At 50.5% G+C, this 25,088-nt stretch carries 27 protein-coding genes; 10 read left to right on the forward strand and 17 right to left on the reverse strand.

The window, feature by feature from the left end:
• Nucleotide 1: 1 nt before the first annotated feature.
• On the reverse strand, nt 2-238 hold the full coding sequence (locus HEM79_RS02305) for a DUF1656 domain-containing protein (protein ID WP_021550723.1): 237 nt from the start codon (nt 236-238) through the stop codon (nt 2-4).
• Nucleotides 239-438: 200 nt separating this feature from the next.
• Here HEM79_RS02305 and slyA point away from each other — a divergent pair, with 200 nt between their 5' ends.
• On the forward strand, nt 439-873 hold the full coding sequence (gene slyA / locus HEM79_RS02310) for a transcriptional regulator SlyA (protein ID WP_016158207.1): 435 nt from the start codon (nt 439-441) through the stop codon (nt 871-873).
• Nucleotides 874-919: 46 nt separating this feature from the next.
• Here slyA and slyB read toward each other — a convergent pair whose 3' ends face one another.
• On the reverse strand, nt 920-1,387 hold the full coding sequence (gene slyB, locus HEM79_RS02315; RefSeq protein WP_000597203.1) for an outer membrane lipoprotein SlyB: 468 nt from the start codon (nt 1,385-1,387) through the stop codon (nt 920-922).
• A 274-nt stretch (nt 1,388-1,661) separates the two neighbouring features.
• On the opposite strand from slyB, the gene anmK reads away from it, so the two are divergent.
• The 5 genes from anmK to pdxY all read left to right on the forward strand — a co-directional run bounded on the left by anmK (nt 1,662) and on the right by pdxY (nt 6,236).
• Nucleotides 1,662-2,783, forward strand: a complete 1,122-nt coding sequence (gene anmK, locus HEM79_RS02320; RefSeq protein ID WP_176241110.1) for an anhydro-N-acetylmuramic acid kinase — start codon at nt 1,662-1,664, stop codon at nt 2,781-2,783.
• A gap of 90 nt (nt 2,784-2,873) precedes the next feature.
• Nucleotides 2,874-3,197, forward strand: a complete 324-nt coding sequence (mliC, locus tag HEM79_RS02325) for a C-type lysozyme inhibitor (protein WP_000734947.1) — start codon at nt 2,874-2,876, stop codon at nt 3,195-3,197.
• Between the two features lie 58 nt (nt 3,198-3,255).
• The gene (pdxH, locus tag HEM79_RS02330; protein ID WP_001282324.1) at nt 3,256-3,912 is read left to right on the forward strand and encodes a pyridoxamine 5'-phosphate oxidase; all 657 of its coding nucleotides are present in this window, start codon (nt 3,256-3,258) and stop codon (nt 3,910-3,912) included.
• 128 nt (nt 3,913-4,040) lie between these two features.
• Entirely contained in the window at nt 4,041-5,315 is a 1,275-nt protein-coding gene (gene tyrS, locus HEM79_RS02335) for a tyrosine--tRNA ligase (RefSeq protein WP_001516333.1), read from the forward strand.
• A gap of 60 nt (nt 5,316-5,375) precedes the next feature.
• Entirely contained in the window at nt 5,376-6,236 is an 861-nt protein-coding gene (pdxY, locus tag HEM79_RS02340; RefSeq protein WP_000789757.1) for a pyridoxal kinase PdxY, read from the forward strand.
• A 38-nt stretch (nt 6,237-6,274) separates the two neighbouring features.
• Here the strand turns inward: pdxY and gstA are convergent, their stop codons facing one another.
• The 12 genes from gstA to blr all read right to left on the reverse strand — a co-directional run bounded on the left by gstA (nt 6,275) and on the right by blr (nt 16,706).
• Complete coding sequence (gene gstA, locus HEM79_RS02345) at nt 6,275-6,880, reverse strand: glutathione transferase GstA (RefSeq protein ID WP_000765735.1); 606 nt, start codon at nt 6,878-6,880, stop codon at nt 6,275-6,277.
• Between the two features lie 105 nt (nt 6,881-6,985).
• Nucleotides 6,986-8,488 carry a dipeptide/tripeptide permease DtpA gene (gene dtpA / locus HEM79_RS02350; protein WP_000100947.1) on the reverse strand — a complete coding sequence of 501 codons (1,503 nt, stop codon included), beginning with the start codon at nt 8,486-8,488 and terminating at the stop codon, nt 6,986-6,988.
• Nucleotides 8,489-9,097: 609 nt separating this feature from the next.
• Nucleotides 9,098-9,733, reverse strand: a complete 636-nt coding sequence (gene nth / locus HEM79_RS02355; RefSeq protein WP_001030339.1) for an endonuclease III — start codon at nt 9,731-9,733, stop codon at nt 9,098-9,100.
• Nucleotides 9,733-10,428 (reverse strand): electron transport complex subunit RsxE, encoded by a 696-nt coding sequence (gene rsxE, locus HEM79_RS02360; RefSeq protein WP_176241109.1) that lies wholly within the window; start codon nt 10,426-10,428, stop codon nt 9,733-9,735. The genes nth and rsxE overlap by 1 nt, the downstream gene beginning before the upstream one ends.
• Nucleotides 10,429-10,431: 3 nt before the next feature.
• Nucleotides 10,432-11,052: an electron transport complex subunit RsxG gene (gene rsxG, locus HEM79_RS02365; RefSeq protein WP_000920784.1), complete on the reverse strand. Its 621-nt coding sequence runs from the start codon at nt 11,050-11,052 to the stop codon at nt 10,432-10,434.
• A 3-nt stretch (nt 11,053-11,055) separates the two neighbouring features.
• Complete coding sequence (gene rsxD, locus HEM79_RS02370; protein ID WP_176241108.1) at nt 11,056-12,114, reverse strand: electron transport complex subunit RsxD; 1,059 nt, start codon at nt 12,112-12,114, stop codon at nt 11,056-11,058.
• Entirely contained in the window at nt 12,115-14,337 is a 2,223-nt protein-coding gene (rsxC, locus tag HEM79_RS02375) for an electron transport complex subunit RsxC (RefSeq protein WP_183082698.1), read from the reverse strand. It lies immediately after the preceding gene.
• Complete coding sequence (gene rsxB / locus HEM79_RS02380; RefSeq protein ID WP_176241106.1) at nt 14,330-14,908, reverse strand: electron transport complex subunit RsxB; 579 nt, start codon at nt 14,906-14,908, stop codon at nt 14,330-14,332. Before rsxB ends, rsxC begins: the two co-directional genes overlap by 8 nt.
• Nucleotides 14,908-15,489: an electron transport complex subunit RsxA gene (gene rsxA, locus HEM79_RS02385; RefSeq protein WP_000133181.1), complete on the reverse strand. Its 582-nt coding sequence runs from the start codon at nt 15,487-15,489 to the stop codon at nt 14,908-14,910. Before rsxA ends, rsxB begins: the two co-directional genes overlap by 1 nt.
• Before the next feature lie 76 nt (nt 15,490-15,565).
• A complete protein-coding gene (locus tag HEM79_RS02390) occupies nt 15,566-16,006 on the reverse strand; it encodes a DUF2569 domain-containing protein (RefSeq protein WP_010352892.1) in 441 nt (146 codons plus the stop codon).
• A gap of 86 nt (nt 16,007-16,092) precedes the next feature.
• Nucleotides 16,093-16,308, reverse strand: coding sequence for a transcription modulator YdgT (gene ydgT, locus HEM79_RS02395; RefSeq protein WP_000126621.1), 216 nt, complete (start codon nt 16,306-16,308; stop codon nt 16,093-16,095).
• Nucleotides 16,309-16,580: 272 nt separating this feature from the next.
• Entirely contained in the window at nt 16,581-16,706 is a 126-nt protein-coding gene (gene blr / locus HEM79_RS02400) for a division septum protein Blr (protein ID WP_032155957.1), read from the reverse strand.
• Nucleotides 16,707-16,947: 241 nt separating this feature from the next.
• Here blr and HEM79_RS02405 point away from each other — a divergent pair, with 241 nt between their 5' ends.
• Nucleotides 16,948-17,988 (forward strand): oxidoreductase, encoded by a 1,041-nt coding sequence (locus tag HEM79_RS02405; protein WP_105284837.1) that lies wholly within the window; start codon nt 16,948-16,950, stop codon nt 17,986-17,988.
• 67 nt (nt 17,989-18,055) lie between these two features.
• Here HEM79_RS02405 and add read toward each other — a convergent pair whose 3' ends face one another.
• From add to malX, 3 genes are all read right to left on the reverse strand, one after another.
• Nucleotides 18,056-19,057 carry an adenosine deaminase gene (gene add, locus HEM79_RS02410; RefSeq protein ID WP_176241105.1) on the reverse strand — a complete coding sequence of 334 codons (1,002 nt, stop codon included), beginning with the start codon at nt 19,055-19,057 and terminating at the stop codon, nt 18,056-18,058.
• Nucleotides 19,058-19,160: 103 nt separating this feature from the next.
• Nucleotides 19,161-20,333: a bifunctional maltose regulon transcriptional repressor/cystathionine beta-lyase MalY gene (gene malY, locus HEM79_RS02415; protein WP_176241104.1), complete on the reverse strand. Its 1,173-nt coding sequence runs from the start codon at nt 20,331-20,333 to the stop codon at nt 19,161-19,163.
• Nucleotides 20,334-20,342: 9 nt separating this feature from the next.
• Nucleotides 20,343-21,935, reverse strand: a complete 1,593-nt coding sequence (gene malX, locus HEM79_RS02420) for a PTS maltose transporter subunit IICB (protein ID WP_000125486.1) — start codon at nt 21,933-21,935, stop codon at nt 20,343-20,345.
• Nucleotides 21,936-22,109: 174 nt separating this feature from the next.
• On the opposite strand from malX, the gene malI reads away from it, so the two are divergent.
• From malI to uidR, 3 genes are all read left to right on the forward strand, one after another.
• Nucleotides 22,110-23,138: a mal regulon transcriptional regulator MalI gene (gene malI, locus HEM79_RS02425; protein ID WP_176241103.1), complete on the forward strand. Its 1,029-nt coding sequence runs from the start codon at nt 22,110-22,112 to the stop codon at nt 23,136-23,138.
• 111 nt (nt 23,139-23,249) lie between these two features.
• Complete coding sequence (gene hdhA / locus HEM79_RS02430; protein WP_000483368.1) at nt 23,250-24,017, forward strand: 7-alpha-hydroxysteroid dehydrogenase; 768 nt, start codon at nt 23,250-23,252, stop codon at nt 24,015-24,017.
• A gap of 231 nt (nt 24,018-24,248) precedes the next feature.
• A complete protein-coding gene (gene uidR, locus HEM79_RS02435; protein ID WP_000369705.1) occupies nt 24,249-24,836 on the forward strand; it encodes a DNA-binding transcriptional regulator UidR in 588 nt (195 codons plus the stop codon).
• The last annotated feature ends 252 nt before the right edge of the window (nt 24,837-25,088 follow it).

The raw sequence follows: 25,088 nt of genomic DNA on the forward strand, positions 1-25,088 counted from the left end.
GTTACCACGCAATCAGTATTGCCAGAGCAAGGCAAACGCAAATCGCAAACAGCGATAAATCCATTAACAAGGGATGCCAGATGTCACCGGCGTAGATCCAGCCGCGAAGCAGGCGGTGTATGACAAGCCAGAGGACAAATCCAAGCGAGAACGCTTTGAAAAACGGAGGAAAATAGACGGACGCACCGAACACCAGATCTTGTAAGGGCAATCCCGTTGTATTGAGCATAAACTTCACAAAATAGATTCCTTTACGACCGAATATATTGCGTTAGATTAATAAATATTCTTTAAGTGCGAAAAAGTTACGCGCAATTTCTGAAAAGCATGTCTGACGGTAAGCAAATGCAGCAATACATTTGTTTTAGCAATACAATTGCTGCACACTATTCTAAAAGCTGTATAATATCTTAGCAAGCTAATTATAAGGAGATGAAATTGGAATCGCCACTAGGTTCTGATCTGGCACGGTTGGTGCGCATATGGCGTGCTCTGATAGACCATCGCCTGAAACCGCTGGAGTTAACGCAAACCCATTGGGTAACGTTGCACAATATTCATCAGTTACCTCCAGACCAGTCGCAAATTCAACTGGCAAAAGCGATCGGCATTGAGCAGCCTTCACTGGTTCGTACGCTGGACCAACTGGAAGAAAAAGGGTTAATTTCGCGTCAAACTTGCGCCAGCGATCGTCGGGCTAAACGTATTAAACTGACGGAAAAAGCGGAGCCGCTGATTAGCGAAATGGAAGCGGTTATTAACAAAACCCGGGCGGAAATATTGCATGGAATTTCCGCAGAGGAAGTAGAACAGTTGATTAAACTCATTGCAAAACTTGAGCATAATATCACTGAGTTACAGGCCAAAGGGTGAAATGAAAGGGGCGTGTGGTCAGTGACCTGACCACACGTCAACTTGTTTAGCGCGGGGAAACCGTCACCTGGCTACCGTTGCTGGCCAGAATAACACGTTGTCCCGGAGAGAAGTGGGTATTGCCCTGTTTCTGTACCACCATAATGGTGTTGCCATCATCTTTACGAATTTCCAACTCCACACCCTGAGTTTTGTTCATTGCGCTCTGCACGCCCTGACCAGCTACGCCACCTGCGATAGCGCCTGCCGCAGTTGCCAGAGAACGCCCTGTTCCGCCACCAACGGTATTCCCAAGGAAGCCACCGAGAACCGCACCGCCAATTGCGCCGATAACGTTGGAATCATCACCGCCCTGAATTTGTACCTGTCGTACATTAACGATTGTGCCATAGCTGACATTCTGCACTTGCTTCGCTTCAGAGGCGGTATAGACATCGCCAGAAAGGGTATCGTTATTAACACAACCGACAAGAGACAGACCTACCATTGATACAACCAGTACGCGCTTAATCATTGAAAAATCTCCTGATTACCATGAAACGCCTCACAAGCATCCCTCATGGCCAAAGTAAATGGCATTGGTATAACTATGATTACATGTTCCACTAAAACATGATGGAATCATAATTAGAATACGGTTAACCAAGTATAAACAAAACATTCATAGTAATTATTGATATGAATATAATGTTTTCCTGGTAATGGTAAAAATCGGCGCTCATGCATGGAATTCGTGAGAGGTTTGTGTTTGAGTGGAGCGCAAACGACAGGTTGAAAAAGGATGAACTATGAAATCAGGCCGCTTTATTGGCGTAATGTCAGGTACTAGCCTGGATGGTGTCGATGTTGTACTGGCGACTATCGATGAACACAGGGTGGCGCAGTTGGCAAGTTTGAGCTGGCCGATTCCCCCATCACTTAAACAAGCAGTACTGGATATTTGTCAGGGGCAGCAGCTTACGCTTTCTCAGTTCGGTCAACTGGATACTCAACTTGGTCGTTTGTTTGCCGATGCCGTTAACGCACTGCTCAAGCAAGAAAATTTGCAGTCAAAAGATATCGTCGCCATCGGGTGTCACGGACAGACTGTCTGGCACGAACCCACAGGCGTTGCGCCGCATACTCTACAGATTGGTGATAACAATCAAATTGTGGCGCGCACTGAAATTACTGTCGTTGGTGATTTTCGCCGTCGCGATATTGCCTTAGGTGGGCAGGGGGCGCCGCTGGTGCCAGCGTTTCATCACGCATTACTGGCTCATCCGACGGAGCGGCGAATGGTTCTCAACATTGGTGGTATCGCCAATTTGTCGTTGTTGATTCCAGGGCAGCCGGTGGGGGGGTACGATACCGGGCCGGGTAACATGTTGATGGATGCGTGGATCTGGCGTCAGGCCGGTAAACCTTACGATAAAGACGCTGAGTGGGCGCGGGGGGGGAAAGTCATTTTGCCCCTGTTGCAGAATATGCTTAGTGATGCGTATTTTTCCCAATCCGCGCCGAAAAGCACCGGGCGCGAATACTTTAACTACGGTTGGCTGGAACGGCATTTGCGCCATTTCCCGGGTGTTGATGCGCGTGATGTCCAGGCGACGCTGGCGGAACTTACCGCCGTGACCATTTCTGAACAGGTATTATTGAGTGGCGGCTGCGATCGTTTGATGGTCTGTGGTGGCGGAAGCCGTAATCCATTGGTGATGACGCGACTTGCTGCCTTGCTGCCAGGAACCGAAGTGACTACCACTGACGCCGTCGGCATTAGTGGTGATGACATGGAAGCATTGGCCTTCGCGTGGCTTGCCTGGCGGACGCTGGCGGGGCTGCCAGGCAACCTGCCTTCGGTCACCGGCGCAAGCGAGGCGACGGTGCTGGGCGCAATTTTCCCTGCAAACCCGCGATATCAGAGTTAACTGAATTTTTCCTACTGCGTCTGCCGTTACACTTGGAAGTTGAGGAGAGCGTTTTGCTCTCCGGACCAGGAAAGTCTTCGGGATGTGTTTATGAAAAAACTGTTACTGATCTGTTTGCCGGTGCTTCTCACTGGCTGTGGCGCGTTTAATCAACTGGTTGAACGTATGCAAACTGATACGCTGGAATACCAGTGTGATGAAAAACCGTTGACGGTAAAACTGAATAATCCGCGTCAGGAAGTCAGTTTTGTCTACGACAATCAATTAATTCACCTTAAACAGGGCATTTCAGCCTCTGGCGCACGTTATACCGATGGCATTTATGTTTTCTGGTCAAAAGGTGATGAGGCAACGGTCTATAAGCGTGACCGCATCGTCTTGAATAACTGTCAGTTACAAAATCCGCAGCGTTGAGATTTTTCCAGGGGCGGCGCACAATAGCGTCACCCACTGACAATCCGTAAAGAAAACCATGTCTGATAACGACGAATTGCAGCAAATCGCGCATCTGCGCCGTGAATACACCAAAGGCGGTTTACGCCGCCGCGATCTTCCCGCCGATCCTTTAACCCTTTTTGAACGCTGGCTCTCCCAGGCCTGTGAAGCCAAACTGGTTGACCCCACCGCGATGGTCGTCGCAACCGTTGATGAACATGGTCAGCCTTATCAGCGCATCGTGTTACTCAAACATTACGACGAAAAAGGGATGGTGTTTTACACCAATCTCGGCAGTCGCAAAGCGCATCAAATCGAAAATAACCCTCGTGTTAGCCTGCTTTTCCCGTGGCATACTCTTGAACGCCAGGTGATGGTGACCGGTAAAGCGGAGCGTCTTTCGACTCTCGAAGTGATGAAATATTTTCATAGTCGTCCGCGCGATAGCCAGATTGGCGCGTGGGTATCTAAGCAGTCCAGCCGTATTTCCGCGCGAGGGATCCTTGAGAGCAAATTCCTTGAGCTGAAGCAGAAGTTTCAGCAGGGCGACGTCCCGTTACCGAGTTTCTGGGGCGGTTTTCGCGTAAGTCTTGAGCAGGTTGAGTTCTGGCAGGGCGGTGAGCATCGTCTGCATGACCGCTTTTTGTACCAGCGTGAAAATGAGGCGTGGAAAATCGATCGTCTCGCACCCTGAAAAGATGCAAAAATCTTGCTTTAATCGCTGGCACTCCTGATTCCGGCACTTTATTCTATGTCTCTTTCGCATCTGGCGAAAAGTCGTGTACCGGCAAAGGTGCAGTCGTTATATACATGGAGATTTTGATGGCAAGCAGTAACTTGATTAAACAATTGCAAGAGCGGGGGCTGGTGGCCCAGGTGACGGACGAAGAAGCGTTAGCAGAGCGACTGGCGCAAGGCCCGATCGCGCTCTATTGCGGCTTCGATCCTACCGCTGACAGCTTGCATTTGGGGCATCTTGTTCCATTGTTATGCCTGAAACGCTTCCAGCAGGCGGGCCACAAGCCGGTTGCGCTGGTAGGCGGCGCGACAGGTCTGATTGGCGACCCAAGCTTCAAAGCTGCCGAGCGTAAGCTGAACACCGAAGAAACTGTTCAGGAGTGGGTGGACAAAATCCGCAAGCAGGTTGCCCCGTTCCTCGATTTCGACTGTGGAGAAAACTCTGCTATCGCCGCGAACAACTATGACTGGTTCGGCAATATGAATGTGCTGACCTTCCTGCGCGATATCGGTAAGCACTTCTCCGTTAACCAGATGATCAACAAAGAAGCGGTTAAGCAGCGTCTCAACCGTGAAGATCAGGGTATTTCGTTCACCGAGTTTTCTTACAACCTGTTGCAGGGCTATGACTTTGCCTGTCTGAATAAACAGTATGGTGTTACGTTGCAGATTGGCGGTTCTGACCAGTGGGGTAACATCACCTCTGGTATCGATCTGACCCGTCGTCTGCATCAGAATCAGGTGTTTGGCCTGACCGTTCCGCTGATCACCAAGGCTGACGGCACCAAATTTGGTAAAACTGAAGGCGGCGCAGTATGGCTGGATCCGAAGAAGACCAGTCCGTATAAGTTCTACCAGTTCTGGATCAACACCGCTGATGCCGACGTTTACCGCTTCCTGAAGTTCTTCACCTTCATGAGCATTGAAGAGATCAATGCCCTAGAAGAAGAAGATAAAAACAGCGGCAAAGCACCGCGCGCCCAGTATGTGCTGGCGGAGCAGGTGACGCGTCTGGTTCACGGTGAAGAAGGTTTGCAAGCCGCGAAACGTATTACCGAATGTCTGTTCAGCGGTTCCTTGAGTGCGCTTAGCGAAGCGGACTTTGAACAGCTGGCGCAGGACGGCGTACCGATGGTTGAGATGGAAAAAGGCGCTGATCTGATGCAGGCGCTGGTCGATTCTGAACTGCAACCATCCCGTGGACAGGCGCGTAAAACTATCGCATCCAATGCCATCACCATTAACGGTGAAAAACAGTCCGATCCTGAATACTTCTTTAAAGAAGAAGATCGCCTGTTTGGTCGTTATACCTTACTGCGTCGCGGCAAAAAGAATTACTGTCTGATTTGCTGGAAATAATGCACTAAGTGGAAAGGGGGAGTGAGAAATCACTCCCCTGATTTTTATACAGGGAACACAATGAAAAATATTCTCGCTATCCAGTCTCACGTTGTTTATGGTCATGCGGGTAACAGTGCGGCAGAGTTTCCGATGCGCCGCCTGGGCGCGAATGTCTGGCCGCTGAATACCGTTCAATTTTCTAATCACACTCAATACGGCAAATGGACTGGCTGTGTGATGCCGCCCAGCCATTTAACCGAAATTGTTCAGGGCATTGCCGCCATTGATAAATTACACACCTGTGATGCCGTACTCAGTGGTTATCTGGGATCGGCAGAGCAGGGCGAACATATCCTCGGTATTGTCCGTCAGGTAAAAGCGGCGAATCCACAAGCGAAATATTTTTGCGATCCAGTAATGGGGCACCCGGAAAAAGGTTGCATCGTTGCGCCGGGCGTGGCGGAATTTCATGTCCGTCACGGTATGCCAGCCAGCGATATCATCGCGCCGAATCTGGTCGAGCTGGAAATTCTTTGTGAACATCCAGTACATAACGTCGAAGAGGCCGTTAAAGCTGCGCGTGAGCTTATTGCGCAAGGGCCACAAATCGTATTGGTTAAACACCTGGCGCGTGCGGGCTACAGCACAGATCGTTTTGAAATGCTGCTGGTTACTGCCGATGAAGCCTGGCATATCAGCCGTCCGCTGGTCGATTTCGGTACGCGCCAGCCGGTAGGCGTTGGTGATGTGACGAGCGGTTTACTGCTGGTGAAATTGTTGCAGGGGGCAACGCTGCAAGAGGCACTGGAACACGTGACGGCTGCAGTATACGAAATTATGGTGACCACCAAAGCAATGCAGGAATATGAGCTGCAGGTGGTTGCCGCGCAAGATCGTATAGCCAAACCGGAACACTATTTCAGCGCAACGAAGCTCTGAAATACCTTGGCCCACAGCTTCCTGTGGGCCGATGACGATTACTGCAACCCTTCCGCCGTTAACGCGGCTTTCACCGCAGGCCTTTCAGCCATACGCTGCATAAAGGCTGCAATGTGCTCTAAACCCTCCAGATTCAGTTTCACCGCATATGCCCAGCGCAGAACCGTAAACAGATAGGCATCAGCGATGGTGAAACGTTGCCCGCAGATCCAGTGCTCATCTTTCAGCGCGTCGTTAACATACTGTAGCTTTTTCTCCAGTTGTGCACGGGCAGCCTGTTTATACTCTTCCGGGGTATCCGGGCGGAACAGTGGTGTGAACCCTTTATGCAATTCGGTGGCGATATAGTTCAGCCATTCGATGGTTTTATAGCGAGAAATACTGTTTACCGATGCCAGCAACTGGCGGTCGGGAACACTGTCGGCAAGATACTGCATAATTGCTACGCCTTCCGTCAGCAAAGTACCATCGTCCAGCAGCAACGCAGGAACCTGTCCCTTAGGGTTAATGGCAAAGTAATCATCACCGTTCTCGAGACGTTTTTTCATCAAATCCACACTGACGAGCGTAAAGTCCTTTCCGCTCTCACGCAGGGTGATATGGGAAGCAAGAGAGCAGGCGCCCGGTTTGTAGAACAGTTTCATCGGTAACTCCTTTTGGCTGTGGTTTAAAGTATGGTAGTGCGTTGCTGAACAAAAAAAAAGCCGCTAACGAAAAGTTAGCGGCTTGTAAAAGAGTTTCCCTGAAATTTACGCTACGGCAGCTTTCGCCGCTTTGTCTGCAGCATCGTCCTGGGTCATGCGATGCAGTTTCGGCGCGGTCAGCAGCATCAGCACAGCAATAACGGCAGTGGCGACACCAATCTGCAAGAACACGCGACCATACACTTCCAGCGACATCAGCGGATCGGTTACGTTATCCGGAACAGCCATCATACCCGCAACATAACCACCAATCAGGTTTGCACCGGCAGTGGTCAGGAACCAGCTACCCATAATGAAGCCCATCAGACGCTGCGGAACGAGCTGTGCAACCATCGCCAGACCCAGACCAGAGATCATCAGTTCACCGATACTCTGCAGGCCGTAACTAGCTACCAGCCAGCTTACAGAAACGATACCGGCGTCAGACGCGAATTTCGCACCCAGCGGCAGGATCAGGAACGCACCAGAGCACATCACCATACCGATTGCAAACTTGGTCGGCATCGGCAGGGTATCGCCCATCTTGTTATAGATAGCGGCGAGAATCGGGCTACCAATGATGATCCAGAACGGGTTCAGCGCCTGATACTGCTCTGGCTCAACGGCCAGACCCAGAATAGTGTGTTCAACGTTACGAATCGCAAAGAAGTTCAGCGACGTCGGCATCTGGCTGTACAGCACGAAGAAGATGATTGCTTCAAGCATCAGGATGAAGGCAACGATCATTTTACGACGTGCGGCACCTTTCATTGCAAAGGCTTCTTTACCGAAGATAACCACGATACCCAGGGCAACAACGCCCAGCGCCATACGTGCAACTTCCTGGTTGTGCAGCAGCCAGGTTGCAACCGCGATCAGAGCCACAACACCAATAATGGTCAGCAGCAGGTTACGGTAGTTGACTGGTTCAAAGTCAGGTTTTGAACCGTACTGCTTAACCCAGCGTTGGCAGAAGGCGAAGTTAACGATAGTGATTAACAGACCTACTACGCTAAGGGCGAACGCGACGCTCCAGCCATATTTGGCAGCCAGCCATGGGGTTGCAATCATAGAGAAGAAAGAACCGATGTTGACGGACATATAGTACATGGTAAATGCACCGTCCAGACGCGGGTCGTTTTTCTCATAGCAAGTAGAGAGCAGCGAAGACGGGTTGGCTTTAAACAGGCCGTTACCTACGGCAATGGCCGCCATACCCATATAGACGATACCGGCGTCGTGACCAGACCATGCAACCAGCGCATAACCAATGGCCAGTACAATAGCACCAAGCATAATAACGCGTTTAGTACCCAGTACCTTGTCACCTAACCAGCCGCCGATAGCGACCAGACCATAAACCAGGGCGCTAAAGGAAGAGAAAAGGGTGATTGAATCCGCTTCAGACATACCCAGTTGTTTAACCAGGTAGACAGCCATAATTCCTTGTAGGCCGTAATAACCAAAACGTTCCCATAACTCAATCGAGAAGATGAGATAGAACGCCTTCGGTTGTTTGAAAGCGTTCAAACTAACGCTTTCTGTTGGTTTTTGGTTTGCAGTGGACACTTTTACCTCTTTTTTTACATCCCATATTAACGGGGGTGCTTTCTCGCGTGATGTCTAAAAAACATACGCGCAATTGTTATAGTGGGAGGGGAAACGGCAGGTAATGTTCACTATCTTGCACTTTCAGACAAGTCTTTTGTAATAATCTGTTACATATAACTGGCGTGGGGAATTCATCGGCTCCGGGAAATGTTATCCAGCGTTAAATTTTTCAAAAAACGTAACGGCAGATTTTTTCACTACTGAGATAGGGTAATAATTCCAGTTTGGCGATATGTTCTGCTATAAGGTGTTTTATGTAGTGGGATAGTCCATTATCTGAAAAATAGCCAGTGTAATGTTTTGTAGGTTTCAGGACGGATTGAATCAATGCTTTGTCAAATTTAACTTTTAAAATGCATTGTTTTTACATTTCAGCATCAGTGTGATCTTGATCACGAATGGATAGAAAATTTCGCTATTAAAAAAACAATTAACCTGCATTTTTGGTTATTCACAAACGGATTGCCTGATGATGCCGCAGCGAGGCGGCATCATTAACGTTAGAAGGATGTTTTTGAAGAAGATAAGGAAAGGTAATGGATGGGTAGACGACGCTACCCATTTGTGTCAGATGTCAACTTTCTCTTTGTATTCACAAAGATCTTCAATAATGCAGGAGCCACAGCGCGGCTTGCGGGCAATGCATGTATAACGCCCGTGAAGAATTAACCAGTGGTGGCAATCGACTTTAAATTCTGCTGGCACCACTTTCAGCAATTTTTCCTCGACCTGCTCGACATTTTTTCCTGGTGCAAATTGGGTGCGGTTGCAGACACGGAAAATGTGGGTATCTACAGCGATGGTCGGCCAGCCGAAAGCGGTATTCAACACCACATTAGCTGTTTTACGTCCTACGCCTGGCAAAGCTTCAAGCGCCGCGCGATCTTCCGGAACTTCGCCATTATGCTGTTCCAGTAAGATACGGCAGGTCTTTATGATATTTTCCGCTTTGCTGTTATAAAGCCCAATAGTTTTGATATAGGTTTTCACCCCTTCGACGCCCAGTTCGAGCATTGCTGCAGGTGTATTAGCCACCGGGTAGAGCTTCGCCGTCGCCTTATTAACGCTGACATCGGTGGCCTGGGCGGAAAGCAGTACGGCGATCAGCAATTCAAAAGGCGAACTGAAATTAAGCTCGGTTGTGGGGTGAGGATTGTTCTCACGCAGACGTGTGAGGATCTCCAGGCGTTTTGCTTTGTTCATCAGACATTCCCTGTTTCACCGTTCAGCAAGTCGCGTTCGGCGACGGCTTCAGCGCGGCGCTTTTTCATTTTTTCATCAATCAGATATTTCACTGCCAGCATCAGTCCCAGACCAATAAATGCGCCTGGTGGTAACATTGCCAGCAGGAAAGGGGAATCAGTGTGGAAGATCTCCACCCGCAATACTTTTGCCCAGTTACCCAACAGCGCATCAGCACCGTCAAACAACGTTCCATTGCCGATGATTTCGCGCAGTGAACCCAGCACGAACATTGCGCAGGTTGCGCCCATCCCTATCGAAAAACCATCAAGAGCCGAAAGCGCCGGACCTTTTTTGGCGGCGAAGGCTTCAGCGCGACCCACAACGATACAGTTAGTAACAATCAGCGGAATAAAAATCCCTAACGACTGATACAGGCCGAAGGCGTAGGCGTTGATCAGCATTTGTACGGCGCTGACCACCGAGGCGATGATCATCACGTAGATCGGGATACGGATCTCAGCTGGCGTCCAGTGACGCAGCGTCGAGATAGTCAGGTTGGTAAGCGTCAGCACCAGCGTCGTCGCAAGCCCTAAACCCAGTGCGTTGGTGGCAGTGGACGTAACCGCCAGCAGCGGGCAGAGGCCAAGCAACTGAACCAGTGCGGAGTTGTTCTTCCATAACCCCTGAACAATAACGTCTTTAATTTCGCTCACGGTTTATTCTCCACAGGCAGGAAGTTGAGAAAGTTGTGCCGGTAACGTCTGAGCGTACAATCCGGCGCGTTTTACCGCATTCACCACCGCGCGAGGCGTAATCGTCGCGCCAGTAAACTGGTCGAAATCACCACCATCTTTCTTCACCGCCCAGTGTGCGTCGTCAGCACCGCTGATTTTTTTACCTGCAAAATGGGTGATCCAGTCTGAAAGGCGCAGTTCGATTTTATCGCCAAGCCCTGGCGTTTCGTGGTGCTCTGTCACGCGCGTGCCAAGTACCGTGCCGTTAAAATCGGCTCCCACCAGTAGCTGAATCGCACCGGAATAGCCATCCGGCGCGGTCGCTTCCAGAACGGCGGCTACCGGCTTGTCATCCTGTTTAGCGATGTAAACCCGATGCTCACCTTTACCTAACTCTGGTGCCGTCACCAGGTAGCAACTCTGCGCCAGCGCATTGTTATAGCGTTCGGCTGGCAGCACCTGATCAAATAACGCCTTTTGTTGCAGGCTGGCCTGTTCAGCAATCGTCGTTTTGGTCATCTGGTTGATGGCCGCCGTTAAACCTGTTGAACCCGCAGCAAACAGCGCCAGTGTAATACCGTGTTTTCGGATAGTTTTCAGCATGGTTTATCCTTTGCGATGGCCGTAGACGCGCGGACGCGTGTAGTAATCGATCAGAGGAACCGTGATGTTCGCCAGCAAGACAGCAAAAGCCACGCCGTCAGGATAGCCGCCGAAACTGCGGATCAACCAGACTAATAAGCCCGCCAGCGCACCGAAAATCAGACGACCACGATTGGTCGTAGAAGCGGTCACCGGATCGGTCAGAATAAAGAATGCGCCGAGCATGGTCGCGCCAGAAAGCAGATGAATTTGCGGTGATGCCAGTGTTTCTGGTGAAAACAACCAGCCCAACGTTGCGCATAACGCCAGCGTTACTAAGAAGCTGACCGGAATATGCCAGCGAATCGCTTTCTGCCATAGCAACCACACGCCGCCAACCAGCCAGGCGAGGTTTACCCATTGCCAGCCAGCACCCGCCAGAATACCGCTGTAGATCGGATACTGCATAATCTGCTCAACCGAATGACCGGCGCGGACAGAAGTTTTGAACGTATCCAGTGGCGTTGCCTGGCTAATGCCATCAATACCTAAACGTAGCGTGTTCATATCACCGCCGCTGGCAGTATGACCGCTGAAGATAACCTGTATGGCGTCGATGAAGCCAGGAATGTTGACCGCAATTTCATGCGGTGGCAGCCAGCTGGTCATCTGCACCGGGAAGGAGATCAGTAAGACCACATAGCCAATCATCGCCGGGTTAAACGGGTTTTGCCCCAGACCGCCATACAACTGCTTAGCGATGATCACCGCAAACACCGTACCCAGCACGACCATCCACCACGGTGCGAGGGGGGGAATACTTACGGCGAGTAACAGCCCTGTTAAAAGCGCCGAATTATCTTTCAAGGTTGTGGAAACAGGCTGTTTGCGCAGTTTAAGTACAAGAGCTTCGGCTAACAGTGCACTGATCGACGCCAGGAAGATCTGAACGAGAGTACCCCAGCCAAAAAACCAAAGTTGCGCAGCGATTCCGGGCACGGCTGCGATCAGTACCAGCAACATAATGCGCGATGTCTGGCGCTGGTTATGGGTATAAGGGGAGCTAGCTATTCTGAATACCATTTAGTCCTCGTTTACAACCTTTTGCTGGGCGGCTTTTTTGGCCTGAACGCGGGAGATAGCCGCAGCAACTGCCGCTTTGCGCGGGTCAACCTGTTCTTCTGGTTCTGCGTTTGCCTGCTGCTGTTCCAGTTTGCGTGCTTTGGCGCGGGCAATAGCGGCTTCGACGGCGGCCTTGCGTGGATCGACCTGTTCTTCTGGTTCTGCGTTTGCCTGCTGCTGTTCCAGCTTACGTGCTTTGGCGCGGGCGATAGCAGCTTCAACGGCGGCTTTGCGCGGGTCGACCTGTTCTTCTGGTTCTGCGTTTGCCAGCTGCTGTTCCAGTTTGCGTGCTTTGGCGCGGGCGATAGCAGCTTCAACGGCGGCCTTGCGCGGGTCGACCTGTTCTTCTGGTTCTGCGTTAGCCTGCTGTTGCTCCAGCTTACGTGCTTTGGCGCGGGCAATAGCGGCTTCGACGGCGGCTTTGCGCGGGTCAACCTGTTCATGCGGCAATTCGTTAGCAGGTTGTTGTTCCAGCTTGCGTGCTTTAGCTCGAGCAATTGCGGTTTCTACTGCCGCTTTACGTGGATCAGCAACGGTTGCGGTGTCGTTAGTTTGCTGCAATTCTGCCTGTTTTGCTCTGGCCTGTGCTTTACGGGCTTCCCGTGCTGCAATAATCGTGCTGTTATCCGGGCGTTCGCCCGCTTTAATCACAATCGGTTGCGTGGCCTGAGCTTGTTTTTCTTTCACACGTGCCAGTGCGGCAGCAATCGCATCTTTGTCTTTGGCTGCCGGTTGAACTGCTGCGCTCTTATGTCGTTCAAGACGCGCAGCTTTTTCGCGTTCCAGGCGTGCCTGACGAGCTTCAAAACGCGCTTTAGCTTCTGCGGCGCGTTTCTCTTCCTGACGAATGGCGGCAATCTCGGCTTTTTCCTGACGGAAATATTGCACCAGGGGAATATTACTCGGGCAAACCCACGCGCAGGCACCGCATTCAATGCAGTCGGCAATGTTATGCGTGGTGGCTTTGTCGTGCTGTTGACCTTTGCTGAACCAGTACAACTGCTGCGGCAAAAGATCCGCAGGGCAGGCATCGGCACAGGCGCTACAGCGGATGCAGCTTTGTTCTTCCTGTGGTTCGCCCAGTTCACTGGCGGACGGAGCTAACAGGCAGTTGGTGATTTTGACTACCGGTACATCCAGCCACGGTAAGGTAAAGCCCATCAACGGACCGCCCATAATCACCATTTGATCGGCAGAAGGGCAGAATCCGGCATCGTTCAATAAATGACGCACCGGCGTACCCAGACGCGCCCAGACGTTGCCCGGACGTGCAATCGCTTCGCCGGTCAGCGTCACCACGCGCTCGGTAATCGGTTCACCATCGATTACTGCGCGTTTTACCGCGTAAGCCGTACCAACGTTTTGCATTAACACGCCGATATCCGATGAGCGACCGCCGTGCGGTACTTGTTTCCCGGTCAGGATGTACGTTAACTGTTTGGCGCCGCCGGAAGGATATTTGGTTGGAATCACCCGCAGAGAAATATCGTGGGAATCCGCCAGCACCGCGCGAAGCATGGAGATCGCCTGGGGTTTGTTATCTTCAATACCGATAAGGATTTCGCGCGGCTGTAGAATATGCGCAAGAATGCGAATGCCTTCTACGACCTGAGCAGCGCAATCCTGCATCAGACGGTCATCAGCGGTAATATACGGTTCGCACTCGGCTGCGTTAATAATCAAGGTTTCGATTTTATCGCCGCCGCCCTGCAATTTAGCGCCTGTCGGGAAGCCCGCACCACCCAGCCCGGCAACGCCAAACTGATGAATGCGTTCAATTAATTCTTCCCGGCTGCGTGAGCGGTAATCGGCCCAGCCGTCACGTGGGAACCAGCAATCTTCACCATCGGCATCAATAATCACGCTTAATTCAGCTAAGGCTGAAGGATGAGCCGTCGAGTGGGGCGCAATAGCCGTAACAGTGCCAGAAGTTGGCGCGTGAACTGGCAGCATTTTGCCGCGACCACGGGTAAGCGGCTGGCCGCGCAATACTTTATCGCCGACGCTAACGCACAGCTCACCTTCAGCGCCAATATGCTGTTTCAGTGGAATGACAAAACGCTGCGCCAGTGGAACCTGGCGCAGGGGAGTACCGTTGGACTGGGTTTTCATCTCCGGTGGATGGATGCCGCCGTTGAAATCCCAGATTTTATTTTTTTTGAATGCAGAGAATAACTTAAGCATGGTGTTCCACGGGAATAATGCGCACGGGAATGGTGTTCAGATCCCATTTCCAGGAGTCAGGCGTTTCTGCGACCGGTTGCAACGAGATGCAGTGCGTCGGGCACGGGTCAACGCATAAATTGCAGCCCGTACAGAGCTCACTCATTACCGTATGCATGGCACGGGTAGCGCCAACGATGGCGTCTACCGGACACGCCTGAATGCACTTGGTGCAGCCAATACAGTTATTTTCATCAATAACCGCCACCATCCGCGCAGGCGTCAACTCTTGCGTATCGCCATCCAGCGGCTGCGGCTCGACATTAAGCAGTTCGGCAATTTTTAGCATTACAGCTTCGCCGCCAGGGGCGCAGCGGTTGATTTTTTCACCGTTACAGCTGATGGCTTCCGCATACGGGCGACAGCCAGGATAACCGCACTGCCCACACTGGCTCTGCGGTAAGATTTCGTCAATTTTCTCAACGACCGGATCGTCTTCCACCGCAAAACGGCGGGAGGCATAACCCAGAATGGCGCCAAACGCCAGACCCAGCAGGCTCACGGCGGCAACGGCAATCCAGATAGCATTCATTACAACTTCACCAAACCACTAAAGCCCATAAAGGCCAGAGACATAAGACCTGCGGTAATGAGAGCAATGGCATTACCGCGAAAAGGTGCCGGGACATCAGCCACAGCAAGGCGTTCGCGAATGGCGGCGAAAAGCACCATCACCAGCGAGAAGCCGACAGCAGCGGAAAAACCGTACAGTGCCGACTGCAAGAAATTGTGTCCGAGATTGATATTCAGCAGTGCCACGCCGAGCACTGCACAGTTGGTGGTGATAAGCGGGAGAAAAATCCCCAGCAGTCGGTAAAGCACCGGGCTGGTTTTACGTACCACCATCTCGGTGAACTGCACGACCACGGCAATCACCAGAATAAAGGCCAGGGTGCGCAGGTAAATCAGATCGAGTGGGATCAAAATCCACGTGTCGATAAGCCAGGCGCAAATAGACGCCAGCGTCATCACAAATGTTGTTGCCAGCCCCATGCCCATTGCGGTTTCCAGCTTTTTGGAAACGCCCATAAACGGGCAAAGTCCCAGAAACTTGACCAGTACAAAGTTATTGACCAGTACAGTTCCGACAAACAGTAACAGGTAGTCAGTCATTTTTCGGCCTGAAATAAAAAAGCCGCCTATTATCCGTTAATCCAGAGCAGGCGACAACAGGTTAACTGTAAGGTTATTACGGATTCACAAACGTCGCTTTCACCCGCGACGAGCGTTTGAAATAGGGGACGATCAATGCGGTTGCCAGCAAAGTAAACAGCAACTGGCGAACGGCGACACCATCTTCAACTGGCGAAAACGCGAAGGCTTTAACCGCCAGTAATACGGAAATCAGTAACCAGATAATATAGTGTTTAGGAACACAACGCCGGCGTTTAAAGAATGCGATAGTTAACCACAAGGTGTAATACCACATGGCAATAGCGGTAATAAACGAAACGCCCCATAAGATTTGCGTCGTCAGTGTTTGTTCGCCGAGCGTTTTAAATGTTTGAGGAGAGGATAACGCTGCACAGTACAGCAACAACGCCAGCGTCGTACTCAATAGGGCGACTAACAGCCAGGCCAACGGCCCAAGCAACCAGCCTCCAATACGTTGTGGCGTTGTGGTGGTCATACGTTCTCCAGAATAGCGACAGCAAACAGGCAAATCTAATTTTAGGGGCGTTATTATAAGGCTTTTATAACCGATCGCTACTTTCTTTATTGAACATAGTGCCAGACGGACTTTGGAACCTGGCCAAGGTCAAACAATCGACCGCCAGAGACCAGTTCAGCACGGCGGTGATCGGCTGCGCGATACATATTGATAATATCCTGATCGTCTGTCAGGGTGTAATTAAGGTGGTCGTAGAGTTTTTCCAGACTTTCGAGAGAATTGATTTTACGAAACTTTAATAAGTATTCCTGAGCAGTCATAAAAGATCCATAAAATAACTAATACCAAAGTGGTAGGCATTATATGTTATGATAAAATTTCACCAGCGGTGAACGCTTTTGCTATAACAATAATAAGAATGTGCTGATGGCAAATATTCAGGGATGAAATACTGCTAATAAAAGAGTAACGCGCTTTACTATCCCTGACAATCGTCAACTCCACCGAGCAAGATAATAAATTCCTGGTTTAAATACCTGTCAAGTTAAAACATGCACCCGAATGGCTGCATGTTGTCTTGCAAACGCAGAGATTACTTGTGTTGCACCTGGGTACTCTGTTCTGGCGGCTGGTAGTTGTCAATGTGACTCGCCACGCCAAGAAGAATGACTGAAACAACAAGAACGATCCAACCTGTTAATTCAATAAGACGATTCATTACTGCCCACATCTATGTTGATTGATCCATTAACTAAGGCCGTAAATGTTACTTAGCAATAATTGCTCCAGCAAGATTTTTACTGATGTTTTTGCGATATTTATCTTTTTCCTTCGGAAAATTAGCTATTTTTTTGACTTAAGTTAAATAACATCCCTTATTGCAGGCAGGTTATTAAACTGTTGAGAGAGGGTAAAGGATAGTGTCAAATAGCAATCATACTTCAATGAGAGGCAATGACATGAGCGACAACATCCGTGTTGGGTTGATTGGGTACGGTTATGCGAGTAAAACCTTCCATGCGCCCCTGATTGCGGGCACGCCCGGGCTGGAGCTGGCAGTTATCTCCAGCAGTGACGAAACAAAAGTAAAGGCCGACTGGCCAACGGTTACGGTTGTCTCTGAACCGAAGCATCTCTTTAATGATCCCAATATTGACCTGATTGTCATTCCTACGCCCAACGATACTCATTTTCCGTTAGCGAAAGCGGCGCTGGAAGCGGGTAAACACGTGGTCGTTGATAAGCCCTTTACCGTGACACTGTCACAAGCGCGGGAGCTGGATGCGCTGGCAAAAAGCCTTGGACGCGTGTTGTCCGTGTTTCATAACCGTCGCTGGGACAGCGATTTTCTGACGCTGAAAGGATTACTTGCGGAAGGTGTGCTGGGTGAGATTGCTTACTTTGAGTCACATTTTGATCGTTTCCGTCCGCAGGTACGCGATCGCTGGCGTGAACAGGGCGGCCCTGGCAGCGGCATCTGGTACGATCTGGCACCGCATCTGCTCGATCAGGCCATTACGTTGTTTGGCTTACCTGTCAGCATGACCGTGGATTTAGCACAGTTACGCCCAGGAGCGCAGTCGACCGATTATTTCCACGCCATTTTGTCCTATCCACAGCGGCGGGTTATTTTACACGGCACTATGCTGGCGGCGGCAGAGTCGGCGCGTTATATCGTTCATGGCTCTCGCGGCAGCTATATTAAATATGGCCTCGATCCACAGGAAGAACGCTTGAAAAATGGCGAGCGTCTGCCACAAGAGGATTGGGGCTACGATATGCGTGACGGCGTACTTACCCGCGTTGAAGGTGAAGAACGTGTCGAAGAAACACTGCTGACGGTGCCGGGAAATTATCCGGCTTACTATGCTGCCATTCGTGATGCGTTGAATGGCGATGGAGAAAATCCGGTTCCGGCAAGTCAGGCAATCCAGGTAATGGAGCTGATTGAGCTGGGCATTGAATCCGCCAAACATCGCGCGACGCTGTGTCTGGCGTAAATAATGTAGACATTCTTGATGAGTTTAATGCCTGATACGACGCTTACGTGTCTTATCAGGCATTTTCTTATTTCGCTGCTACTTTTTCTTTCAGTGCGCGTTTTTCCTCTGCGCTGAGGAAAGCCATTTCCAGACCATTAATCTGCGCCTGGCGGATTTGCTCGCGGGATAACCCAGCAGCCGGCGCGGCAACGGTATATTCGTGAATGATATCCACACCCTGTACGCCTGGATCGTCAGTGTTAATGCTGGCACAAATACCATGCTCAAGGAACGTTTTCAGCGGATGTACCGCCAGAGACGCTACGGTGCTGGTCTGAATATTTGAGGTCAGACAAGATTCAATACCAATTTGCTGTTCAGCGAGGAAATCCATCAGCGCCCGATCTTCAATGGCTTTTACGCCATGTCCAATACGCTGCGCCCCCAGTTCACGAATAGCCTGCCAGATGCTTTCTGGCCCGGCGGCTTCGCCCGCATGGACAGTAATATGCCAGCCTGCATCACGCGCGCGATTGAAGTGAGAAAGGAACAGACTCCCCGGGAAACCAAGCTCATCACCGGCTAAATCCAGTGCGGTAATCTGATCGCGATGAGCTAAAAATGCTTCCAGCTCTTGCTGACAGGCGGCTTCGCCAAAGGTTCGGCTCATAATACCGATAAGTTTCGCCTGCACGCCAAAGGTGCGACAGCCTTCACGTACGCCATCAATGACTGCTTCGACGACGCCTGCGACAGGCAACTGATGCGCCATCGCCATATAACCCGGCGAAAAACGCAGTTCAACATAGTGCAGGCCATTACGGGCGGCATCTTCTATATTTTCAAACGCCACGCGACGGCAGGCGTCGAGCGTGGCAAGAACTTTAACGCCCCAGTCGAGTTTGGTCAGAAAGCTAACCAGATCGGGTTCGTTGGCGATGACCTGAACGTGAGGGATCAACGTTTCCAGGGACTGTGCAGGAAGCGAGATATTATACTGGTGGCCAAGTTCAAGGATGGTCTGGGGACGAATGTTGCCATCAAGGTGGCGATGGATATCGGTTAATGGCAGGGTGGTATCAATCATGGTCGCACTCTTTTTCTGTATATAAAAGTGCGCACCATTATAAAAACAAAACCGGGTAAAAATCTACGATTGCGCAACGATTATTTACGTTGCGCAATCGTAATCAACGTACAGTTCGGATGGCGTTAATCAAACCGGCAACACCTTTTTCCAGTTTTGAACGCGGGCATCCGGCATTGAGACGAACAAAGCCACGACCCTCTTCACCGTAGGTATATCCCGGCATGATCGCTACTTTTTCTTGCTCAATCAGGGCTTTTTGCAATGCGTTGTCGTCGATATTCAACGGACGTAGATCAAGCCAGGCAAGATAAGTGGATTGTGGGATCTGCCAGTTGAGTTCCGGGAACGCTGCATTCATCGTATTTGCGATATATGTCAGATTGTCTTGCAGATAGACACGTAAGGCATCCAGCCACGGCGCGCCTTGTTGATAGGCGGCAATATGGGCGGTAAGCGCCAGTACGGCTGGTGAGGACAATCCATCACGACCTTTCAGTGCCGATAAATACGCCTCGCGACTATCGCTATTTTCAATGATGCCGTAGGCTCCGGTCAGAGCCGGTATGTTGAAGCTTTTTGAGCCAGAGGTCAGCAGCGCCCAGTTTCCACGCGCCACGTTGCTCCAGGGAATATGCGGTTGCTCGCCCCATACCATATCCATATGGATTTCATCGGAGATAACGCGCACATCATGCCGCTCGCACAGGTCTGCCATTATCTCCAGTTCGTCACAACTCCAGACCTTACCGGTGGGGTTCTGTGGGCTACACAGGAGCATAATTTTACACTCCGGTTTTGCCAACACCGCTTCCAGTTTGGTCATATCGCAAAACCAGCCGTCTGCTCGTTTCTCTAAAGCAACGGGCATCACGGTGCGCTGATTACCTTCGATGGCTTTGTAAAATGCGTCGTAAGCTGGAGTATGGATCACTACACCTTCACCGACAGCAGACCACTGGCGAATCAACTCCGACACCATATAGATAACAGAAGGACCATAAACTACCGACTGCGTATCAATGGCGGTGTTATGCTGGGTGGAGAACCAGTGGGCAATAGCCGTGAGAAACTCATCGTTTTTCCAGCGGCTGTAGCCAAATACACCGTGCATCAGGCGTTGATTAAGCGCCCCGATAATGCAAGGGGCGGTGGCAAAATCCATGTCTGAAATCGTGAACGGTAACAGGTCAGCAGTGCCGAAACGGTCAGCGACATAGTCCCACTGTGTACACCATGTTCCATGACGATCCACGACCTTTGAAAAATCGAACATATTTTATCCTTATGCCTGAACAGTACGCATCAGACCAGCCATTTCGTCTTTTACTGACTGAACTTGTGGCCCGATAACAACCTGCAGGTTATGTTGATTAAGTTGTACTACGCCAATTGCCCGATTGTCCTTTAGAGCCTGCACATTAACAAGCGACATATCTTTCACTGACAAACGCAGACGGGTAATGCAGTTATCCAGGCTGACAATATTGTCGGCACCGCCTAAGGCTTCGAGAATTGCCGGAACGTTGTAACCTGATTTACCCGGCGCACCAGCAACGGCTTTTTCGATTGAGCTGGCAACTTCACTGTCGCGCCCCGGGGTTTTCAGATTGAAGCGGGTGATAGCGAAACGGAAGATGACGTAGTAAACGACAAACCAGATTGCCGCTACCACTGGCACCATGTACCACTTAGTCGACAGGCCATGCAGAATACCGAACACCACAAAGTCGATGATATTGCCGTCGGTATTACCGATGGTGACGCCGAGCACAGACATGACGGTGAAGCCGAGGCCGGTTAACAGCGCGTGGATGACGTAGAGAACTGGCGCTACGAACAGGAACAGGAACTCCAGCGGTTCGGTGGTGCCGCCAACAACACAGGCGATCAGGCCAGAAATCAGCAGACCTTTAATTTTATGACGGTTTTCCGGGCGAGCACAGTGATACATGGCTAATGCAGCACCTGGCAGACCGCCGAGGAATGCAGGCATTTTACCCTGGGAGAGGAAACGCGTGGCGCTTTCAGAGAAACCGTGAGTGGTCGGGCAGCTTAATTGCGCCTGGAAGATGGTGAGTGCGCCGCTGACGGTTTGTCCACAGACTTCCTGCGTGCCGCCCGCGTCGGTAAAGCGAATTAATGCCACCAGAATGTGATGCAGACCAAACGGCAACAGCAGACGTTCACCCGTACCAAACAGCATAGGTCCGAAATCACCCGCGCTGTTGATCATATGACCTAAGCCGCTAATACCCATGGCAAAAATCGGCCAGACTAACGGAATCACCAGACCGACAAGACCCATCACCAGCGAGGAGATAATTGGCACGAAGCGCGTACCGCCGAAGAATGCCAGCGCATCCGGCAGGCGGATATTATGGAAACGCTCATGCAGCATCCAGACGATAATACCGGCGATCACCGCACCGAGGATCCCGGTGTCGATCGACTGGATCCCAAGAATGCTCTGGATGTTATTGGCTTTCAGAACGGCTGCATCGGTGGTTGGCAGAATGCCTTTATTGGTCAACCAGAAGTTAACCGCCAGGTTCATTACCGCATAACCCACGAAACCAGCGAAAGCTGCGACGCCTTTGTTCTCTCGCGCCAGTCCTAGCGGGATCGCAATACAGAACATCACCGGCAGAAAGCTAAAAGCGAACGAGCCAATTTTACTCATCCAGGTAAAGATAGCCTGCAACACGGGGTTACCCAATGCCGGAATGAGGGTGATGACATCATGGCTACTAAGGGAACTACCAATCCCTAACATAATGCCGCAGAACGACAGTAATGCGACGGGTAACATAAAGGTTTTGCCTAACTGCTGGAAAAATTCCCACAGCGTGACTTTCGGTGCTGCTTTCGCCGTCATAAAACGACTCCTTGTTAAGAACAGTCTGGATTCAATAAATTGCGCGAGAAGATAAAACGTTTTATCAAACTTTAGTGAGGCATAAATCACATTACGCGACGATAATAGCGGGTATAAGATAAATTAAAGGTAAAACGTTTTATCTGTCACAAAATCAGGGAGTAGGTCATCTGTATGGCTACCGCCAAAAAAATCACCATTCATGATGTTGCGCTGGCTGCGGGCGTGTCGGTCAGTACCGTTTCGCTGGTACTTAGCGGAAAAGGACGGATATCTACCGCTACGGGGGAACGGGTTAACGCAGCTATTGAAGAGCTGGGATTTGTGCGCAATCGCCAGGCGTCGGCACTGCGCGGCGGGCAAAGCGGCGTCATTGGTTTGATCGTGCGTGATTTATCTACGTCATTTTACGCTGAATTAACGGCCGGATTGACGGAAGCTCTGGAGGCGCAGGGGCGGATGGTTTTTTTGCTTCACGGCGGTCAAGACGGCGAGCAGTTGGCACAGCGGTTCTCACTGTTGCTCAACCAGGGCGTCGATGGTGTAGTGATTGCCGGTGCGGCGGGAAGCAGCGATGGCCTGCGGCGGATGGCAGAAGAAAAAGGTATCCCGGTGATTTTCGCTTCCCGTGCCAGTTATCTTGATGATGTCGATACGGTTCGCCCGGACAACATGCAGGCTGCGCAGTTATTGACGGAGCATCTCATTCGCAATGGACATCAGCGTATCGCCTGGCTGGGAGGGCAAAGTTCCTCATTAACCCGCGCGGAGCGGGTGGGGGGATACTGTGCGACATTATTAAAATTTGGCCTGCCGTTTCACAGCGATTGGGTACTGGAGTGCGCTTCCAGCCAGAAGCAAGCTGCGGAAGCTATCACGGCACTTTTGCGCCGTAACCCGACTATCAGCGCCGTGGTTTGTTATAACGAAACTATTGCGATGGGGGCATGGTTTGGTTTGCTAAAAGCAGGGCGCCAGAGCGGGGAAAGCGGAGTCGATCGTTACTTTGAGCAACAGGTTTCGCTGGCGGCATTTACCGATGCGACGCAAACCACACTTGATGACATACCCGTTACCTGGGCAAGTACACCTGCGCGGGAACTTGGTACAACACTTGCGGATCGCATGATGCAAAAAATCACCCATGAAGAGACGCATTCACGTAATCTTATTATCCCCGCCCGGCTCATTGCGGCGAAATAATCCTCTCTTTATCTGCTATACCTGGTAGTGTCCTTTCCTCAAGGTTAATGATAAAAAATGTGGCACACAGGCGGTGCCTTTTATTTTTACTGAAGTTCACAGGAGGTTTATGTGTTTAATTCTGACAACCTGAGACTCGACGGAAAATGCGCCATCATCACCGGTGCGGGTGCAGGTATTGGTAAAGAAATCGCCATTACATTCGCGACAGCAGGTGCATCTGTAGTGGTCAGTGATATTAACGCCGATGCAGCAAATCATGTTGTTGATGAGATTCAACAACTGGGTGGTCAGGCATTTGCGTGGCGCTGTGATATTACGTCCGAACAGGAATTATCCGCTCTGGCAGACTTTGCCATCAGTAAGTTGGGTAAAGTTGATATTCTGGTTAACAACGCTGGTGGCGGTGGTCCTAAGCCATTTGATATGCCAATGGCGGATTTTCGCCGCGCTTATGAACTGAATGTCTTTTCTTTTTTCCATCTTTCGCAACTCATTGCGCCAGAAATGGAAAAAAATGGCGGTGGCGTTATTCTGACTATCACTTCTATGGCGGCAGAAAATAAAAATAAAAACATGACCTCGTATGCGTCATCTAAAGCTGCGGCCAGTCATCTGGTCAGGAATATGGCGTTTGACCTGGGTGAAAAAAATATTCGGGTGAATGGTATTGCGCCAGGAGCAATATTAACGGATGCCCTCAAATCCGTTATTACACCAGAAATCGAACAAAAAATGTTGCAACACACGCCAATCAGACGTCTGGGCCAACCGCAAGATATTGCTAATGCGGCGTTGTTCTTGTGTTCACCCGCAGCCAGCTGGATAAGCGGACAAATTCTCACTGTCTCCGGCGGTGGGGTACAGGAACTCAATTAATTAGAATAACCCGGAAAACAACGCAACTCAGCGTTGTTTTCCGATGCTGATGGGTTATCAGAAAAATGCATCTATCTCGCTACTGGTTGCTATATTTCGATTACTGGTTGACCAATTATCGTGTGAATAATACTCGAATGCGGGGGGCTTCGCACATTTGACCTGCAATGTTAGGCGCTTGCATGGCAAAGCGGTAAACTACTTATTCACGCTAACTATAATGGTTTAACGATGGATAACATGCAGACTGAAGCACAACCGACACGGACCCGGATCCTCAATGCTGCCAGAGAGATTTTTTCAGAAAATGGATTTCACAGTGCCTCGATGAAAGCCATCTGTAAATCTTGCGGCATAAGCCCAGGAACGCTCTATCACCATTTCATTTCTAAAGAAGCCCTGATTCAGGCGATTATCCTTCAGGATCAGGAGAGGGCGGTGATCCGCTTCCGCGAACCTATCGAAGGGATTCATTTCGTTGACTATATGGTCGAGTCGATAGTGTCTCTCACTCATGAAGCCTTTGGACAAAGGGCGCTGGTGGTCGAAATTATGGCAGAAGGGATGCGCAATCCACAGGTCGCCGCCATGCTAAAGAATAAGCATCTGACGATTACGGAGTTTATCGCCCAGCGTATGCGTGATGCCCAGCAAAAAGGTGAGATAAACCCTGACATTAACACGGCAATGACCTCTCGTTTACTGCTGGATTTGACCTATGGCGTACTGGCCGATATCGAAGCCGAAGACCTGGCGTGTGAAGCGTCATTCGCCCGGGGATTACGCGCGATGATTGGTGGTATTTTAACCGCATCCTGATTTTGTCTTTTCGCGGGTTGGTGAAGACTGGCTCGCTTAATCCTGCATAGAAACTCTTTCCGTTTCGTCACAAAACCTCCGTTAACACATACACATTAGCCATATGGCTCGTGAATTTATCATTTAAAATCTATTCGAATGAACGTTCGATTGCTTATTTTATGGCTTCTGTCAACGCTGTTTTAAAGATTAATGCGATCCGTATCACGCTGTGGGTATTGCAGTTTTTGGTTTTTTGATCGCGGTGTCAGT

Origin of the sequence: Escherichia sp. 93.0816 (genome assembly GCF_013368855.2) — a bacterium.
GTDB classification, from domain to species: domain Bacteria; phylum Pseudomonadota; class Gammaproteobacteria; order Enterobacterales; family Enterobacteriaceae; genus Escherichia; species Escherichia ruysiae.